Genomic DNA, 16,582 nt, shown 5'->3' with positions numbered 1-16,582 from the left:
ATTGCTCTGTAGAGTCTATCGTAAGAATGGATTGCCTATTTATTTTAATGGGTTCATCTACATTGCTATAGAGGTTACTCCTTGTTCTTCGGTGTCGACAAAAAAATTCCGTATCCGATAGGTAATGATTTGTAGAAGAAGTGATCAGCTAACATAAGCGATGGCTACCATAAAGGTGCGGGGGTGAAGGGTGATAAAGTTTAGATCAGTTCAGACTTTTTTTGTCGCTCAGTCGGGAGTGGCAATGGTGTTAATTATAGCAACGTTGTTAGGCTTAAGTTTTTTGTTTGGCAAAACCAATACCGAGGAGATTAAAAAGGCTACAAACATTTTGGCTGCGGACAAGGCTCAGGCGGAACTCACCAATCTTGCAAAATCCAAAGCGACCGAAATAAGCGCCAAACTTAAATCATCACTACAAGTGGCAAAAGATCTCGCCGTAACTAACTCTTTGCTAGGAAAGAAAAATCCCTCAGGTGATCCTCTTGCAACCTTATCTAGGGAGCATCTTTCCAACTTGATTAAAGAGATGCTGATTGCGAACTCGGACCTGTCAAGTGTCTACCTTGCTTGGGAACCTGGAGCATTTGACAATGAAGATGCGCTTTATTCAGGCGAAGTATCAAATGGTTACGATGGCTCAGGTAGATTTCTAACCACTTGGTACCGTGACGCCAAACAACAGGTGAAAATTATGGCCGCCCCCTCTGTTGATAGTCGCACCAAGACGGGGACTGGGGATCGGGAAGGTGAATATTATCTTTGCGCTAAAGAAAGAAAGTTGCCATGTGTTACTGATCCAGCTGTATATGACATGGGGTCAGGTAAAAAAGAATTACTTTCCTCTTTTACGGTTCCGATTATCATAGATAATGCTTTCTTTGGTGTGGCGGGAGTCGACGTACCGTTATCGTTTATTCAGCGTCTGTTGGTTGAAAGCAATAGTGCTCTTTATAAGGGCGTAGGAACCATGACCTTGCTGTCAGCAAACAATCGTATTGTGGCAAGCACAGCTAATGAGGAAGAAATGGGGAAGCTCGCCTCTAATATTCTTTCTCCAGATGATATCTCTTTATTACAAACTGCTAAAAACCACTTTGTACGTTACGAGGTTGATGAAAAAGCTGGGGTTGTCAAGTTGTCTATGCCCTTAGAGGTCACTGATTCGGGATTATCTTGGACGTTATTTGTGAAAATTCCGCTTGAAGTTGTCATGAAGCAGGCGTGGGATTTGCAGCAGGAACTGGTGAGTAATAGCGTGCGGGATCTTCGAGCAATGGCGTTGATTAGTACATTTGTCGCAGTGGTAGGCGTTTGCCTGTTGTGGTTCATCAGCTTAGGAGTTGGGCGCCCGCTTAAGCAAGCAGCAAATCGACTTTCAGATATCGCTGATGGTGAGGGGGACCTGACACGCTCTCTGAACATTGATCGTCGTGATGAACTAGGTGCAATCGGTGCTGGATTCAATAATTTCTTAGTCAAGCTTAGGCTTTTGATAGGTCAAGTTGCTTCGCTTACTGCGGATATCGCTGATACTGCGAACACTATGCGCGCAAACTCTGACGTAACTGTGACCAAAGTAGAAAAGCAACTGGAAGCAGTCGAGCTTATCGCGGCGGCGGCCCAGGAAATGGCTGCTACTGCTCACGAAGTATCTCAAAGTGCAGGTAGGGCGGCCGATGCAGCAAACAATGCTGACCAATCTGTAAGGTCAGGTCAGGCTGTTGTGTTAGCAAGCGCTCTAGCTACGCAAAAGCTTCAAGAGGATCTGGTTCATGCTTCTGACATGGTCCAAGCACTGGCTGCGGGAAGTTCTGAGATCAACAAAATACTCCACAGTATTCAGACTATAGCAGGGCAAACAAACTTGTTGGCGTTAAATGCTGCAATCGAAGCAGCTCGGGCCGGAGAGCAAGGTCGGGGTTTTGCTGTCGTTGCGGACGAAGTTAGAAGTCTTGCAATGAAGACTCAAAGTTCTACGTTGGAAATCAACGCTATGGTTGAGAAGCTGAATATAGGTATTCGAGAGGTTGTAGTGGCTATGGAGCATAGCGGTAGTCGAATGAATGAGAGCATTCGCCACTCCGACGATACGACTACGGCGTTAAGTAGTATAGCGGTTGCTGTATCGCTTATTAATGATATGAATTTACAAATCGCTAGTGCGGCTGAAGAACAAAGTATGGTCGCTGAAGATATTAGCAGGAACATTGAGAGTATTAATAGTGCTGCTGCAGAGGTGGCGCGAGAGGCGCAGAACAGTGCCTCTGTGAGTGCGGGGCTTACTAAGCTGAGTACTCAGCAAAGGCTATTAATAAAGCAGTTTAAATATTAAGTGGCGTTGGGCAGTAACGATGGTGGTGTGTTGCCGATTTATCTATTCGATACGAGATCGAAGCCCTAAGGGCGTGCGAACGAAACCGCCAGTCGAAACTGGGAGGGTGATAGGTGCATTAGACGTTCTTCAAAATCTTGCAGGTATAAGTGGGTGGCCAGCACCCCCTAGGTGATTATTTGCTACATCCGGGACCGTCGTGTGACCGGCGTCACTGCGATTACTCTTCTTGTCGCTGATCAAGAGCGTGTCACGTCGGTTGCCTTCATAGCTTCGCCAGAGGCGCTCGACGCGAGGCCTAGCAAGGTGGGTTTGAAGTCGCGCTACCGCTCCATCTTTCGGTCAAGGCTGCGCCCGGATCGGCGCGCTGGTCATGCCGTGAGGTAAGGCGGTGAGCGCACCGATGACTACATCAGTTTTGAGTTGACAACTATATGTACAGCCATATAATTATTCTGTATCGTCTGGAGCCCAAGGTGTCGGCGCCCTTAAGTGCCCACGCCTAAGCGCATAACAAGGCATTCGCCCAAAAAATGAGGAAGCACAATGAGCATGAAACAGCGCGTAATTATCGTAGGAGGGGGGCCGGTAGGGCTGCTGACTGCCTTGGGCCTAGCAAAGGCGGGGACAAATGTGGTGGTGCTGGAAGCTGAGAGCCAACCCAGCGATAGTCCGCGCGCGCTCGTTTATCATTTTCCGGTACTGCCACACCTGAAGCGGTTGGGCGTGCTTGATGACTGCGTCGCGGCTGGTTTAATGAGGCAGAATTTTGCATGGCGCGTTCACTCTACCAGTGAAATGATCTTCTGGGACCTCAGTTGTCTTGAGGGCGATGTTGAATTGCCTTACGCGCTGCATTTGGGTCAGGACAAGCTTTCCAGGATACTAATCGAGCATCTCAAAGCCTTGCCGAATGTTGAAGTGCGATACTCATCGCCAGTCGTTGATTGCGAAGTGGGCCCGCGGTCTGTTCGGGTAGTTCTTGGGGGCGAGTCGCCGGGCGTGATTGTCGAAGGGGATTGGTTAATCGGAGCTGATGGCGCTAATAGCTTCGTGCGTCGAGAGGTTTTGAATCAAAATTTCTTTGGCATAACTTGGCCGCAACGATATGTAGCTACAAATACCAGGTTCGACTTTGACAAGCTTGGTTTTGGAAAAACTACTATGCAAGTGGACGACGTGTATGGATCTGTAATATGCAATATCGATGCTGATTCTCTATGGCGGGTCACTTTCATGGAAGATCCGAACTTGCCTATGGAAGGTATTCGTGGGCGCATCGATCAAGTGTTTAAAGAGTTGTTGCCGACGAACGATCCATACGAAGTAGTCGCCTTCTCACCATATAGAATGCACCAGCGCGTTACGGATAGAATGCGCAATGGTCGTGTGATCCTTATAGGTGATGCTGCACACGTAACCAACCCAACTGGAGGGCTTGGTTTGACGGGGGGCATGTTCGACGCCTTTGCACTAACATCGGTGTTGAATCAGGTCATACACGACGGTCGTAGTGAAGACATTCTCGACGTGTTCGAAGCCGACCGCCGACGGAAATTTATTGAACTGGTATCACCTAGAGCAAGCGACAATTTGCGTAATTTATATCATCAGAAGCCTGGTGAAGGAAAAAATGACTGGGTAAACAACACTAGAAGCATTTCAAAGGATATAGATAGGATGCGCGATGCTTTGCGTTTTCCAGAGACTATGGAAACCTTTCTGTAGACGGCTGATTAGTTGGTGGGATTCTGATTGCTATAGTTCAATAATAAAATTTTGCGAGCCTGTCATCTGTTGATGAAGCAAGGTTTCAATGGTTGTTTAGTGGTCTGTTTTATTAATTGTTCTATACGTTATTGGGTCCCGCCCAACAGGCGTGAATAAGTGTCACTCTGGTATCCGGTCGGCACGGACAACGTCTTCTTGCTCAGTGGTGGTGGCAATATGTACTACAAACTTACCGATTTTGGCGGAAAGTTTCTGACTAGTCCTCCGCACTTTAGTGCGGGTAAAAGCTATCCAGGTGTAAGCGCCTATGTTCAATGGTTTATGCCTGCTAATCCCCTGCCAGTATCGGTGACATTTATACATGGTGGTGGAGGGCAGGGTTCAGAGTTTTTAACTACTCCAGATGGGCGTCCAGGATGGGTTCATAATTTCCTGCAAGCAGGTTTTCCAGTATTTATATTAGATAGGCCTGGTCATGGACGAAATAGTTGGAACAGTGAGATTTTAGGGGCTCACGTACCGCATCCAGACTATGAAACGCTTTATCCAAGGTTCGTAGAGCCCAAAATCAAGAATCTCTGGCCGGAGTCGAGGCATCATGATCAGTGGCCGGATCATGAGCCAATCGCTGGAGACAGATTCATGGCAAGCCAAGGAGTAATGGCAACAACGCTGGCCGCAGCTCAAAAGCATGTAGAAGCGATTGCACCTCAGTTGTTTGAAGTAACTGGAGACACGATTTTAGTCTCGCACTCGGCAGGTGGGCCATGTGGCTGGGCATTGGCAGCAATAGGGGGGGCGAGGGTAAAAGCTGTAGTCGCGGTCGAGCCGTTAGGCTATCCGGGCCTTCAACACTCACTAGGAGATTTTGAAAATGGTTTATGTGCAGTTGAATTCTCTGGCTCGCATGATCCTTATGAGCGTCCAGTCGCATTGGTGACCGGGCATGCTAGTTGGATGCGAGAAGCAAATTTGAAAGCCGCAAAGTATTTACAAGACCAAAATTACGACGTCACTCATTTTCTCCTTGAGGATTACGGGGTTTTAGGTAATGGGCATATGATGATGTCTGAGAAAAATAGTAGCGATATCGCAGCAATTATAATTGATTGGGTCAATGAGTCGGTTTTTTGAGTTATATAACTCCGTGGTATATGTGAGTGCTGGTAGGGCCACACTCATAAGACCCTTATGTTCGTGGTCAAGGTGATTCTATCCATGCATAGGATGGATTATCTAGGAGGGCTGCGGCGGGTGGTAGTCTGGTACAAATGGCTTTGGAAGGTAAATAAATAATTCAAATCTTGGTTTATGCGCGGTACTGAATATTAACTTCGTCTAAAGGTGGAAGCTATGAAGGTTGTACGCGTTGGTCAAATTGTCCCAAGCTCTAATATCACTATGGAAACGGAGATCCCGGCGCTGCTTAAGGCGCGGGAGCTGGTAGCTCCTGAGCGATTCACTTTCCATTCATCTCGTATGCGTATGAAACATGTAACGAAGGAGGAACTAGCTCGAATGGATGGCGACAGTGATCGTTGTGCACTCGAACTATCAGACGCTCGCGTCGACGTGATGGGATACGCTTGCCTGGTCGCGATTATGTCCATGGGGCATGGTTATCACCGAGTATCGGCGGAGCGCTTACGAAATGTGACCGAGAATAATGATGCAGCAACACCAATTATTACCTCGGCGGGGGCGCTTATAGATGGCATCCGTGCTCTTGGTGCGAAGCGCGTGGCTGTGGTTACTCCTTACATGAAACCGTTAACAGAATTGGTAGTTGATTACATTCGACATGAAGGTATCGAAGTAGGTGACTATCGAGCACTAGAAATCTCGGATAATCTGGCGGTTGCGGCCCATGATCCAATGAATTTGCCTGGAATAATTGCGAGCATGCGCACGGACGACGTTGATGCAATTGTTATTTCTGCATGTGTCCAGATGCCATCATTAAATGCCATCACAATGGTTGAGGCGCAAACCAGAAAGCCAGTTATTTCAGCCGCAGTTGCTACTACTTGGGCGATGTTAACTGCATTAGATCTCCCTACACGAGTTCCTGGTGGTGGAACTCTTCTTTCAGGTGCCTACTAATGAAAGGGTACAACGTTTATGCAAATGGCATTCGTCAGCACATCATTCATTTTCCGGGAACGGGTTCACCGCTGCTGTTAATCCCAGGTATCACCTCTCCTGCAGTAACATGGGGGTTTGTGGCCGAGCGTCTTGCCAAATATTTTGATGTCCACGTGGTAGATGTTCGAGGCAGAGGTTTGAGTGAATCGGGTGATTTAGATTACTCATTGGACGCAATGGCTGATGATTTAGTTGCGTTAGCCCAGCGGATGGAAGGAGTGGTAGTTTTAGGACATTCAATGGGTGCGCGAATTGCCATTCGAGCAGCTAGGAAAGATTCTCAGGTGTTTTCTCGATTGATCTTAGTTGATCCACCTGTTTCTGGCCCAGGTAGACGTCCGTATCCTGCAAAGTGGTCATGGTATGCGGAGTCCATTCGTTTAGCACAAAGAGGCTGTACGGCGATGGAAATGCGGTCTTACTGCCCGACTTGGACGGACGAACAGATCGAGCTCCGGGCTGAGTGGCTACATACCTGCCAGTACACAGCGGTCAAAACCGCATTCGATGGCTTCCACACAGATGATATTCATACCGACTTGGCGCAATTGACGCTTCCTATTCAACTCGTTGTAGCTGGTGGAGCAGAAGTTATTCAGCCTGATGATATCGCGGAGATTATTAGTTTAGCTCCTCAAACTACGACGTATGTTGTTGAAGAAGCTGGGCACATGATTCCGTGGGATAATTTAGAAGGCTTCATAACTGCAGTCAGCAATCGATAGAGAGGCGCGATATGGACCATGTGAGTTTTACCGAGATATGCCTACATCAGTTGAAAATGTCAGGTGTACATGAAGGGGAGCGACTGATCGTTCTAACCCAGGGGCATGAACGTCTAGCGTACGCCGACGCATTTATGGCCGCAGGCCAGCGACTTGGAGCCGAGATGTATCATATGAGGCTACCTTCGCCATTGCCTTCTAATGGCTGGGCTGTCGGGGTTACGGGACTTGCCGATTTACCCGGTGCTGTGGAGGCGCTTAAGAACTGCGACATGTTGATTGACTGCGTATTCCTTTTGTTTTCTGCTGAACAGTTTGAAATCCAAGCGGCAGGTACGCGTATTTTAACTGCGGTGGAACCTCCTGAGCTTCTGGCCCGTATGCTGCCATTTCCAGAGCTGCGAGAGAAAGTTTCTATTGCAGCGGAGTTAGTTGAAAACGCTAAGGATATGCGGATCACATCCCCGCATGGGACAGATATTACATACAAGCTGAATACCTATCCTACTATAGCAGAGTACGCTTGTACAGATACACCAGGTCGTTGGGATCATTGGCCTTCGGGGTTTGTATTCACTGGCGGTGACGATGACGGTGTGGATGGAACCATAGTTGTCGCCCCAGGTGATGTTCTTTTACCGCAAAATCTCATGGTTAGGGAGCCAATAACTTACACTATAGAAAAAGGTTGGATAGTCGATATTCGCGGCGGTCTTGAAGCTCAGATCGTTAATTCCTATATGGACTCATTTAATGATCCCCGTGGTAAAGGAATGAGTCATGTAGGCTGGGGAATGAATCCACATGCTAAATGGCACAGCTTTGTTCCGGGGCAATTTACAGGTGGAATGGGAATGGAGCTCAGAAGTTTTTACGGCAATGTAATGTTTTCAACCGGTCCAAACAATGAGCTTGGCGGATCGAATGATACCGCCTGTCATCTTGATATTCCAATGCGTAACTGTTCATTGTTCCTTGATGATACGCCAGTGGTCATTGATGGCGACATTGTTGTTAAAGAAATTCAGCTAGTGCAAAGGTAGACGTGCTGCTAAATTGTGCGGACGCAAGGAGTATTATATGTCACAAAAAGAAGTATATGACGCTGCAGGTTTCGGTAATCCGGTGTCTAGAGGCGTGCACCCAGCTATCATTGTTGTTGATTTTTCGTATGGATTTACTGATCTTCAATATCCAACTGCCTCTGATGCCTCACTCCAGATGTCCCGCACAAAAGAAATTTGTGACTTGGCAAGGGCATTAGAATTTCCGGTGATATTTACCACAATCGCATATCATCCAGGGGAGATACCGATGCTTCCGTGGTTGGAGAAATCTTCTGGTATGGCTGCATTGCTCTATGGGTCCCGATTAGTTGAAATAGATATGGCAACAGGTATTCAGCCAAACGATGTAGTTGTTGTAAAAAAAGGAGCTTCGTCTTTTTTTGGGTCGACGTTATCCAGCCTGCTGGCAGGGACAAATACTGATACAGTTGTGGTGACAGGTGCAACGACCTCGGGGTGCGTCCGCGCTACTGTTGTAGACGCTGTACAATCCGGGTTCAAAGTGCTTGTGCCAGCGGACTGCTGTGCGGATCGTGCGAAAGGGCCACATGAAGCGAGTCTGTACGACATACAGCAAAAGTATGGTGATGTAACCGATTCCGACGACATTTTAAAATGGCTGCGATCGGTTGCGGGCTAGTCGATTTATTAATTGTAGTCCTTAATTTGGTGCGTCTCGGCACATATAATGGGCGCCGAACGCACATTTCTACTTTTTAAGTACGCATGTAATTTCAGATGCTTCGCTGAGTCAATTATTTAAGTCATAGTGTTATCGCGATTTCTGTTTTATTTGTCTCGATGACGCAGTTTTTGATTCTGTATTCGGTTGAGAATTTTGGTGATCTGTCCGTGAGTTAATTGAATTTTAGGTTTGGTGTGTGATGGATAGAGTACTTTGCAAATAAGTGTGGCAAGTAAGGCTTATATGCTTGTTCGGGGGGGTATTTAATCTCATCGCTTTCAGGGCTGATCCATAATTAGACGATCCTAATTTCTTGTCGCGGGTTCATTGAGCAGCCGACTCCCTAGTCTTCTATATCGTTGGAAGCTAACACATTGAAGAGCTTCCATTTCTTCTGTAATGCCGTTCTGGTGGCAAGTTTGGGCGAGCCGCAACTGTGATGGAAATAGCAATGAACTGGACCTGGTTTCATAAGCTCGGCTCACCCAAGTGGTTCTACGGCATCAGCGGCAGACTGTTGCCCTGGCTGAGCGTCGCGGCCCTGTTGCTGATCGGCATCGGCCTGGTCTGGGGCCTGGCTTTCGCGCCGCCGGACTATCAGCAGGGCAACAGCTTTCGCATCATCTATATCCATGTCCCCGCGGCGATGCTGGCCCAGTCGGTCTACGTGATGCTGGCGATCTGCGGTGTGGTCGGCCTGGTGTGGAAGATGAAACTGGCCGATATCGCCCTGCAATGCGCAGCGCCCATCGGTGCCTGGATGACCGCCGTGGCGCTGGTCACCGGGGCGATTTGGGGCAAGCCGACCTGGGGTTCGTGGTGGGTCTGGGACGCACGACTGACGTCGATGCTGATCCTGCTGTTCCTGTACTTCGGTCTTATTGCGTTGGGCAACGCCATCAGCAATCGTGACAGCGCCGCCAAGGCCTGCGCGGTATTGGCGATTGTCGGCGTGATCAACATCCCGATCATCAAGTATTCGGTGCAATGGTGGAACACCCTGCACCAGGGCGCGACCTTCACCCTCACCGAAAAACCGGCGATGCCGGTCGAGATGTGGCTGCCGCTGCTACTGACCGTGTTGGGTTTCTACTGCTTCTTCGGCGCAGTGCTGCTGCTGCGCATGCGCCTCGAAGTGCTCAAGCGCGAAGCCCGGGCCAGCTGGGTGAAAGCCGAAGTACAGAACAGCCTGGAGGCCGCTCGATGAGTTTCGCGTCATTCGGCGACTTCCTCGCCATGGGCCATCACGGCCTGTATGTCTGGTCAGCCTATGGCATCTGCCTGGCGGTGCTGGCCCTCAACGTGGCGGCGCCGATCCTGGCTCGCAAGCGGTATCTGCAACAAGAGGCGCGTCGTCTGCGCCGGGAGAACGGTCAGTGAATCCGCTGCGCAAAAAACGTCTTGTCATCATCCTGGCGATCCTGGTCGGCGTCGGCGCGGCGGTCGGCCTCGCCCTCAGCGCCTTGCAACAGAACATCAACCTGTTCTACACCCCGACCCAGATCGCCAATGGCGAAGCACCCATGGACACGCGCATCCGTGCCGGCGGCATGGTGGAGCAGGGTTCGCTGGTGCGTTCCGGCGATTCGCTGGATGTGAAGTTCAACGTCACCGACTTCAACAAGACCGTGACCATCACCTATCGCGGCATCCTCCCCGACCTGTTCCGCGAAGGGCAGGGCATTGTCGCCCTGGGCAAGCTCAACGCCGATGGCGTGGTGGTGGCCGACGAGGTGCTGGCCAAGCACGATGAGAAATACATGCCGCCGGAAGTGACCAAGGCCCTGAAAGACAGCGGCCAGTCGGCGCCCGCTCCCGCTCCCGTGAAGGAGGGTTGATCGATGAATGCCGGTCTGTTTATTCCTGAGCTGGGCCATCTGGCGATGATCCTGGCGCTGTGTTTTTCCCTGGTCCAGGCCGTTGTGCCGTTGCTCGGTGCCTGGCGTGGCGACCGCTTGTGGATGAGCCTCGCCCAGCCTGCGGCATGGGGGCAGTTTGCATTCATGCTGTTCGCGTTCGGTTGCCTGACCTATGCGTTCATGGCCGACGACTTTTCCGTGGCCTATGTTGCCAGCAACTCCAACAGCGCCTTGCCCTGGTACTACAAGTTCAGCGCGGTGTGGGGCGCGCACGAAGGTTCGTTGCTGCTCTGGGCGTTGATTCTTGCCGGCTGGACCTTCGCGGTATCGGTGTTCTCCCGACAGTTGCCGCAAGTGATGCTGGCCCGGGTGCTGGCGGTGATGGGCATGATCAGCATCGGTTTCCTGCTGTTCCTGATCCTCACGTCAAACCCGTTCGAGCGCATCCTGCCGCAAGTGCCGATGGACGGCCGCGACCTCAACCCGCTGCTCCAGGACATCGGCCTGGTCGTCCATCCGCCGATGCTCTACATGGGCTACGTCGGCTTTTCCGTGGCCTTCGCGTTCGCCATCGCCGCGTTGCTCGGTGGTCGCCTCGACGCCGCGTGGGCGCGCTGGTCGCGGCCATGGACCATTGTCGCCTGGGCCTTCCTCGGCATCGGCATCACCCTCGGGTCGTGGTGGGCCTATTACGAACTCGGCTGGGGTGGCTGGTGGTTCTGGGACCCGGTGGAGAACGCCTCCTTCATGCCATGGCTGGTCGGCACCGCGTTGATCCACTCCCTGGCCGTCACCGAAAAACGTGGGGTGTTCAAGAGCTGGACTGTGCTGCTGGCGATCGCGGCGTTCTCGCTGAGCCTGCTCGGGACCTTCCTGGTGCGCTCCGGCGTGCTCACCTCGGTGCATGCCTTCGCCTCGGATCCCGAGCGTGGCGTGTTCATCCTGATATTCCTGCTGTTCGTGGTCGGCGGCTCGCTGACGCTGTTCGCCCTGCGTGCACCCGTGGTGAAAAGTCAGGTCGGCTTCAACCTCCGGTCCCGGGAAACCCTTCTGCTGGGCAATAACCTGGTGTTGGTGGTGGCGGCGTCGATGATTCTCCTCGGGACGCTGTATCCACTGGTGCTTGATGCGTTGTCCGGCGCCAAGCTGTCGGTCGGCCCGCCATATTTCAACGCACTGTTCATTCCGCTGATGGCGATTCTGATGGTGGTGATGGCGATCGGTGTGCTGGTGCGCTGGAATGACACGCCGGTCAAATGGCTGCTGGGCATGCTCACGCCGGTGCTGCTTGGCACCGCCGCCCTGGCCGTGGTGGCGGGCATCGCTTATGGCGATTTCAATTGGGCGGTGCTGGCAACGTTCGTGCTGGCGGCGTGGGTGTTGCTGGCGGGCGTGCGGGACATCTTCGACAAGACTCGCCATAAAGGTCTGGTCAAAGGCCTGCCGACCCTGACCCGCAGTTACTGGGGCATGCAGCTCGCCCACCTGGGGATCGCCGTCTGCGCCCTCGGTGTGGTGCTGTCCAGCCAGAACAGCGCCGAGCGCGACCTGCGCCTGGCGCCCGGCGAGTCTATGGACCTGGGCGGCTACCAATTCTTTTTCGAGGGCGCTAGGCATTTCGAAGGTCCGAACTTCACGTCCGACAAAGGCACCGTGCGGGTCATTCGCGACGGCCGGGAGATCACCGTGCTGCACCCGGAAAAACGCCTCTACACCGTACAGAACTCGGTGATGACCGAACCCGGGATCGACGCCGGTTTCACCCGCGACCTCTACGTGGCGCTGGGCGAACCCCTCGGTGATGGCGCCTGGGCGGTACGCGTCCACGTCAAGCCGTTCGTACGCTGGATCTGGTTCGGTGGCTTGCTCACCGGCCTGGGCGGCGTCCTCGCGGCGCTGGATCGGCGTTATCGGGTCAAAGTGAAAACCCGGGTGCGCGAAGCCCTGGGCGTGACGGGAGCCACTGCATGAAACGTTGGTTGATGGTGTTACCGCTGGCGCTGTTTTTGGTGATGGCAGTGTTCTTGTACCGCGGGCTTTACCTGAACCCGTCCGAATTGCCCTCGGCGATGATCGGCAAACCGTTCCCGGAATTCTCCCTGCCCTCGGTGCAAGGTGACAAGACCCTGACCCGCGCCAACCTGCTGGGCAAGCCGGCGCTGGTCAATGTGTGGGGCACCTGGTGCATCTCTTGCCGGGTCGAGCACCCGGTGCTGAACAAGCTGGCGCAGAACGGCGTGGTGATCTACGGCGTCAATTACAAGGACGTCAACGCCGACGCGCTGAAATGGCTCGCCGAGTTCCATAACCCTTACCAGTTGGATATTCGCGACGAGGAGGGCTCCCTGGGCCTGAACCTGGGGGTCTATGGGGCGCCGGAAACCTTCTTCATCGATGCCAAGGGCATCATCCGCGACAAGTTTGTCGGGGTGATCGACGAACAGGTCTGGCGCGAGAAGCTGGCCGCCAAATACCAGGCACTGGTTGACGAGGCCAAGCCATGAGGCGCTGGCTGGCAGCCGCCATGCTCGGATTGAGCCTGGTGGGAGTGGCCCATGCCGCCATCGACACGTACGAATTCGCCAACGAGGGCGAGCGCGAGCGGTTTCGCGAGCTGACCAAGGAACTGCGCTGCCCCAAGTGCCAGAACCAGGACATCGCCGACTCCAACGCACCGATTGCCGCTGACCTGCGCAAGGAAATCTTCCGCATGCTCGGCGAGGGCAAGGACAACCAGCAGATCATCGACTTCATGGTGGACCGCTACGGTGAGTTCGTGCGCTACAACCCCGCCTTGTCCTCCAAGACCGCGCTGCTCTGGTTCGGCCCCGCCGGGCTGTTGCTCGGTGGCTTCGTGGTCATCGCCGTGATCGTGCGTCGTCGTCGGGTGCAACGTACGGCTGCTCCGGACACGCTTTCCGTCGAAGAGCGCCAGCGCCTCGACCAACTGTTGGATACAACCAAGCATGATTGATTTCTGGCTCGCCGCAGGTCTGCTGCTCCTGATTGCCCTGAGTTTTCTGTTGATTCCTGTGTTGCGTGGTCGCCGTGCCCAGCGCGAAGAGGACCGTACCGCGCTCAACGTGGCGCTGTACCAGGAGCGCGTCGCTCAACTGCAGGCCGAGCGGGAGGAGGGCGTGCTCAACGCCGCGCAGTTGGACACCGGCCGCGCCGAAGCCGCCCGTGAGCTGCTGGCCGACACCGAGGGCGCCGAGGCGCCGCGCGAGTCGCGCCTGGGCAAGCCCTTGCCGTTGCTCGCCGCCGTGCTGGTGCCGTTGCTGGGCTTGGGGCTGTACCTGCATTTCGGTGCCAGCGACAAGGTCGAACTGACCCGTGAGTTCGCCCAGGCGCCGCAGTCGATGGAAGAAATGACCCAACGCCTGGAGCGGGCGGTGGCGGCGCAACCGGACAACGCCGAGGGCCTGTATTTCCTTGGCCGTACGTACATGGCCCAGGACCGGCCCGCGGATGCAGCGAAGATCTTCCAGCGCACCGTGGCGGTGGCGGGCCGCCAACCCGAACTGCTGGGCCAGTGGGCCCAGGCGCAGTACTTCGCCGATGGCAAGAAATGGTCGGACCAGGTCCAGGCCCTGACCGACGAAGCGCTGAAGCTCGATCCCAAGGAGGTCACCAGCCTCGGCCTGCTGGGCATCGCCGCGTTCGAAGGCGAACGCTACCAGGACGCGATTGATTACTGGAGCCGCCTGTTGGTGGAGCTGCCGGAGGGTGACAAGTCCCGCGAGGCGTTGCAGGGCGGTATCGCCCGCGCCACCGAGAAGCTCCAGGCTGCTGGCGGCCAGGTTGCGCCGGCGCAGGCCCAGGCACCCGCCGCCAAGACGGCCGCCGTGCTCAAGGTGCGTGTCGAGCTGGCGCCGGCGCTCAAGGCCAAGGTGCAGCCAGGCGACAGCGTGTTCATTTTCGCCCGCGCCGCGTCCGGCCCGCCGGCCCCGCTGGCGGCCAAGCGCCTGACCGTCGCCGACCTGCCGGTGACCGTAGAGCTGGGGGATGCGGACGCGATGATGCCGCAACTGAAACTGTCGAACTTCCCTGAAGTCCAACTGGTGGCGCGGATCTCCCGTGCCGGTCAACCCACCGCCGGTGAATGGATCGGCCGCAGCCAACCCCTGGCGAGCAGCACCACCGCGCCGCAGCACCTGACCATCGACAGCCCGGACCAATAACAGGAATTCGCACAATGACCGCCATCGCTCGTATCACTTTGCTCACGCTCGTCCTGGGCCTGAGCGTTTATGCGGTCCAGCGCTACCCTCGCCGTCATTCTTTCAACTTATGGTCGTCAGGGGGAGCGCCAATCATAGCCGGTTAGTCTCGATACATAGCACGTTCGTCGGGATTCACGCTTGGGTGGCTGGAGGTTGAGCATCTTGGTCGCATATGGGCTCGTCGTCCAGATTGTTATTTCGACTGCGCACTAAGCCTCCAAAGAGGAGACCTATCTCGAACAGGAGCCACATCGGTACCGCCAGCAGGGTCTGGGAGAAAATGTCCGGCGGAGTCAGGATCATGCCGACCACGAAGCAACCGATGATCACGTAGGGGCGGATCCTCTTCAGGTAGGCCACGTCGACCACGCCGATCCACACCAGCAACACCACGGCCACGGGGATTTCGAACGCCACGCCGAAGGCGAAGAACAGCGTCATGACGAAATCCAGGTAGCTGTTGATGTCGGTCATCATCTCCACGCCCGCCGGGGTGGCGGCGGCGAAGAACTTGAAGATCAGCGGGAACACCAGGTAATAGGCGAAGGCCATGCCGGTGTAGAACAGCAGGATGCTGGACACCAACAGCGGCACGGCGATGCGCTTTTCATGCTTGTACAGGCCCGGTGCGATGAAGCCCCAGATCTGGTGCAGGATCACCGGGATCGCCAGGAACAGCGAGACCGTCATCGTCAGCTTCAATGGTGTCAGGAACGGCGACGACACGTCGGTGGCGATCATTGTCGCGCCTACCGGCAGGTACTGGCGCAGTGGTGTGGAGACGAATGTGTAGATCTGCTGGGTGAAGGAAAACAACCCGGCGAAAATGGTGAAGACCGCTGCCACGCAGACCAGCAGTCGTGAGCGCAGCTCGGTGAGGTGCGATACCAGCGGCATTGGTTGGTCGTTCTCTGGGGTTTCGCTCATGAGGCTCGCGGTAGCAAATTAGGGAGATTTGAATTGTTAGGCGCTGGAGTCGCTGGAGGCGGCGTATCGACCGCAGATGCAGATTCATCCACCGCAGGCGTCTGAGGCACGATCTTTTGATCGGTAACGTGCGCCACCAAGGTCAGTTCCTGGTTGGTTGGTGCGAAGATTTTTCGCGCCTCATCCTCTAGGGAAATAATGCGTCCGCTGTGTAGCCGCCGACGAATTTCGTCAGCGCCGATTTCACGTGCAAGTTCCTCTTTGATGGCATTAAAGCTGCGTTTGAGGCGGCCTACCCACATACCGGCCGCACGTGCAGCACCTGGCAAGCGCTCGGGGCCCAGCACTAACAGGGAGACTAGGGCAACGAGCAACAATTCAGTGAAGCTGATCCCAAACATTAGTCAGTGCTCACGCGTTGTTACGAGTTGGCTCTTCAACTCTTTGCGCCTGCACGTCTAAGGTGCTTGGCCCATTCACAGGCTGGGTGGTCTTCGGTGATATCGATTCGGTCGGTTGCTCCGCAGACATGTTGGGGGCGGATGGTGGTTCATCATCGTTCATGGCTTTGCGAAAGCCTTTAATCGATTCGCCGACATCGGTGCCGAGGTTTTTCAATTTCTTGGTGCCAAACACCAGCACCACAACGACTAATATAACAATCCAATGTTTCCAGTCAAAAATACCCATATGCCTGTTCTCTTTAAGTTGAATTAGCTAAATTTTTAATTGTATTAAAACAGATCCAATAGTTCTGCGATCGGCTATCTGAGCTATTACATCGTCATCACTATGACTTGGCCTTTCAAACTCCAATTATTTCTGAGTATTCTCCCCGTAAGCTGACGGCTCGAGGCGAACCGCCATTCCTTACGAACTGCCAGT

The 16,582-nt window shown here is 53.8% G+C and carries 17 protein-coding genes; 14 read left to right on the top strand and 3 right to left on the bottom strand.

Features of this window, described 5'->3' with window-relative positions:
- Window positions 1-244 precede the first annotated feature (244 nt).
- The 14 genes from EPZ47_RS21875 to ccmI all read left to right on the top strand — a co-directional run bounded on the left by EPZ47_RS21875 (window position 245) and on the right by ccmI (window position 14,728).
- Window positions 245-2,335, top strand: coding sequence for a methyl-accepting chemotaxis protein (locus EPZ47_RS21875; RefSeq protein WP_135846676.1), 2,091 nt, complete (start codon window positions 245-247; stop codon window positions 2,333-2,335).
- Between the two features lie 546 nt (window positions 2,336-2,881).
- On the top strand, window positions 2,882-4,063 hold the full coding sequence (gene hspB / locus EPZ47_RS21870; RefSeq protein ID WP_013973865.1) for a 6-hydroxy-3-succinoylpyridine 3-monooxygenase HspB: 1,182 nt from the start codon (window positions 2,882-2,884) through the stop codon (window positions 4,061-4,063).
- Between the two features lie 219 nt (window positions 4,064-4,282).
- Window positions 4,283-5,200 (top strand): alpha/beta hydrolase, encoded by a 918-nt coding sequence (locus EPZ47_RS21865; protein WP_046816067.1) that lies wholly within the window; start codon window positions 4,283-4,285, stop codon window positions 5,198-5,200.
- Between the two features lie 219 nt (window positions 5,201-5,419).
- The gene (locus EPZ47_RS21860; RefSeq protein ID WP_024087612.1) at window positions 5,420-6,169 is read left to right on the top strand and encodes a maleate cis-trans isomerase family protein; all 750 of its coding nucleotides are present in this window, start codon (window positions 5,420-5,422) and stop codon (window positions 6,167-6,169) included.
- Window positions 6,169-6,936, top strand: a complete 768-nt coding sequence (locus EPZ47_RS21855) for an alpha/beta fold hydrolase (RefSeq protein WP_013973863.1) — start codon at window positions 6,169-6,171, stop codon at window positions 6,934-6,936. The genes EPZ47_RS21860 and EPZ47_RS21855 overlap by 1 nt, the downstream gene beginning before the upstream one ends.
- A gap of 11 nt (window positions 6,937-6,947) precedes the next feature.
- Window positions 6,948-7,979: a 2,5-dihydroxypyridine 5,6-dioxygenase NicX family protein gene (locus EPZ47_RS21850; protein WP_046816058.1), complete on the top strand. Its 1,032-nt coding sequence runs from the start codon at window positions 6,948-6,950 to the stop codon at window positions 7,977-7,979.
- Window positions 7,980-8,016: 37 nt separating this feature from the next.
- Window positions 8,017-8,643 (top strand): isochorismatase family protein, encoded by a 627-nt coding sequence (locus EPZ47_RS21845; protein ID WP_013973861.1) that lies wholly within the window; start codon window positions 8,017-8,019, stop codon window positions 8,641-8,643.
- 496 nt (window positions 8,644-9,139) lie between these two features.
- Window positions 9,140-9,895: a heme ABC transporter permease gene (locus EPZ47_RS21840; RefSeq protein WP_046816059.1), complete on the top strand. Its 756-nt coding sequence runs from the start codon at window positions 9,140-9,142 to the stop codon at window positions 9,893-9,895.
- Window positions 9,892-10,068 (top strand): heme exporter protein CcmD, encoded by a 177-nt coding sequence (gene ccmD / locus EPZ47_RS21835; protein WP_007939192.1) that lies wholly within the window; start codon window positions 9,892-9,894, stop codon window positions 10,066-10,068. The genes EPZ47_RS21840 and ccmD overlap by 4 nt, the downstream gene beginning before the upstream one ends.
- Entirely contained in the window at window positions 10,065-10,526 is a 462-nt protein-coding gene (gene ccmE / locus EPZ47_RS21830; RefSeq protein ID WP_013973859.1) for a cytochrome c maturation protein CcmE, read from the top strand. The genes ccmD and ccmE overlap by 4 nt, the downstream gene beginning before the upstream one ends.
- A 3-nt stretch (window positions 10,527-10,529) precedes the next feature.
- Window positions 10,530-12,518, top strand: coding sequence for a heme lyase CcmF/NrfE family subunit (locus tag EPZ47_RS21825; RefSeq protein ID WP_046816060.1), 1,989 nt, complete (start codon window positions 10,530-10,532; stop codon window positions 12,516-12,518).
- The gene (locus EPZ47_RS21820) at window positions 12,515-13,051 is read left to right on the top strand and encodes a DsbE family thiol:disulfide interchange protein (protein WP_046816061.1); all 537 of its coding nucleotides are present in this window, start codon (window positions 12,515-12,517) and stop codon (window positions 13,049-13,051) included. The genes EPZ47_RS21825 and EPZ47_RS21820 overlap by 4 nt, the downstream gene beginning before the upstream one ends.
- On the top strand, window positions 13,048-13,521 hold the full coding sequence (locus EPZ47_RS21815) for a cytochrome c-type biogenesis protein (RefSeq protein ID WP_013973856.1): 474 nt from the start codon (window positions 13,048-13,050) through the stop codon (window positions 13,519-13,521). The genes EPZ47_RS21820 and EPZ47_RS21815 overlap by 4 nt, the downstream gene beginning before the upstream one ends.
- On the top strand, window positions 13,514-14,728 hold the full coding sequence (gene ccmI / locus EPZ47_RS21810) for a c-type cytochrome biogenesis protein CcmI (RefSeq protein WP_064614979.1): 1,215 nt from the start codon (window positions 13,514-13,516) through the stop codon (window positions 14,726-14,728). Before EPZ47_RS21815 ends, ccmI begins: the two co-directional genes overlap by 8 nt.
- Window positions 14,729-14,902: 174 nt before the next feature.
- On the opposite strand, the gene tatC is transcribed toward ccmI, so the two are convergent.
- Genes tatC through EPZ47_RS21795 form a run of 3 tightly spaced genes read right to left on the bottom strand, consistent with a single transcriptional unit; the run spans window position 14,903 to window position 16,387 of the window.
- On the bottom strand, window positions 14,903-15,697 hold the full coding sequence (tatC, locus tag EPZ47_RS21805; RefSeq protein WP_064614978.1) for a twin-arginine translocase subunit TatC: 795 nt from the start codon (window positions 15,695-15,697) through the stop codon (window positions 14,903-14,905).
- Complete coding sequence (tatB, locus tag EPZ47_RS21800; protein ID WP_013973853.1) at window positions 15,694-16,098, bottom strand: Sec-independent protein translocase protein TatB; 405 nt, start codon at window positions 16,096-16,098, stop codon at window positions 15,694-15,696. The genes tatC and tatB overlap by 4 nt, the downstream gene beginning before the upstream one ends.
- Before the next feature lie 10 nt (window positions 16,099-16,108).
- Entirely contained in the window at window positions 16,109-16,387 is a 279-nt protein-coding gene (locus EPZ47_RS21795) for a twin-arginine translocase TatA/TatE family subunit (protein WP_024087607.1), read from the bottom strand.
- Window positions 16,388-16,582: the final 195 nt, after the last annotated feature.

The organism is Pseudomonas viciae (genome assembly GCF_004786035.1).
Lineage (GTDB): Bacteria > Pseudomonadota > Gammaproteobacteria > Pseudomonadales > Pseudomonadaceae > Aquipseudomonas > Aquipseudomonas viciae.
This window is presented reverse-complemented; position numbering and strand designations above follow the sequence as displayed.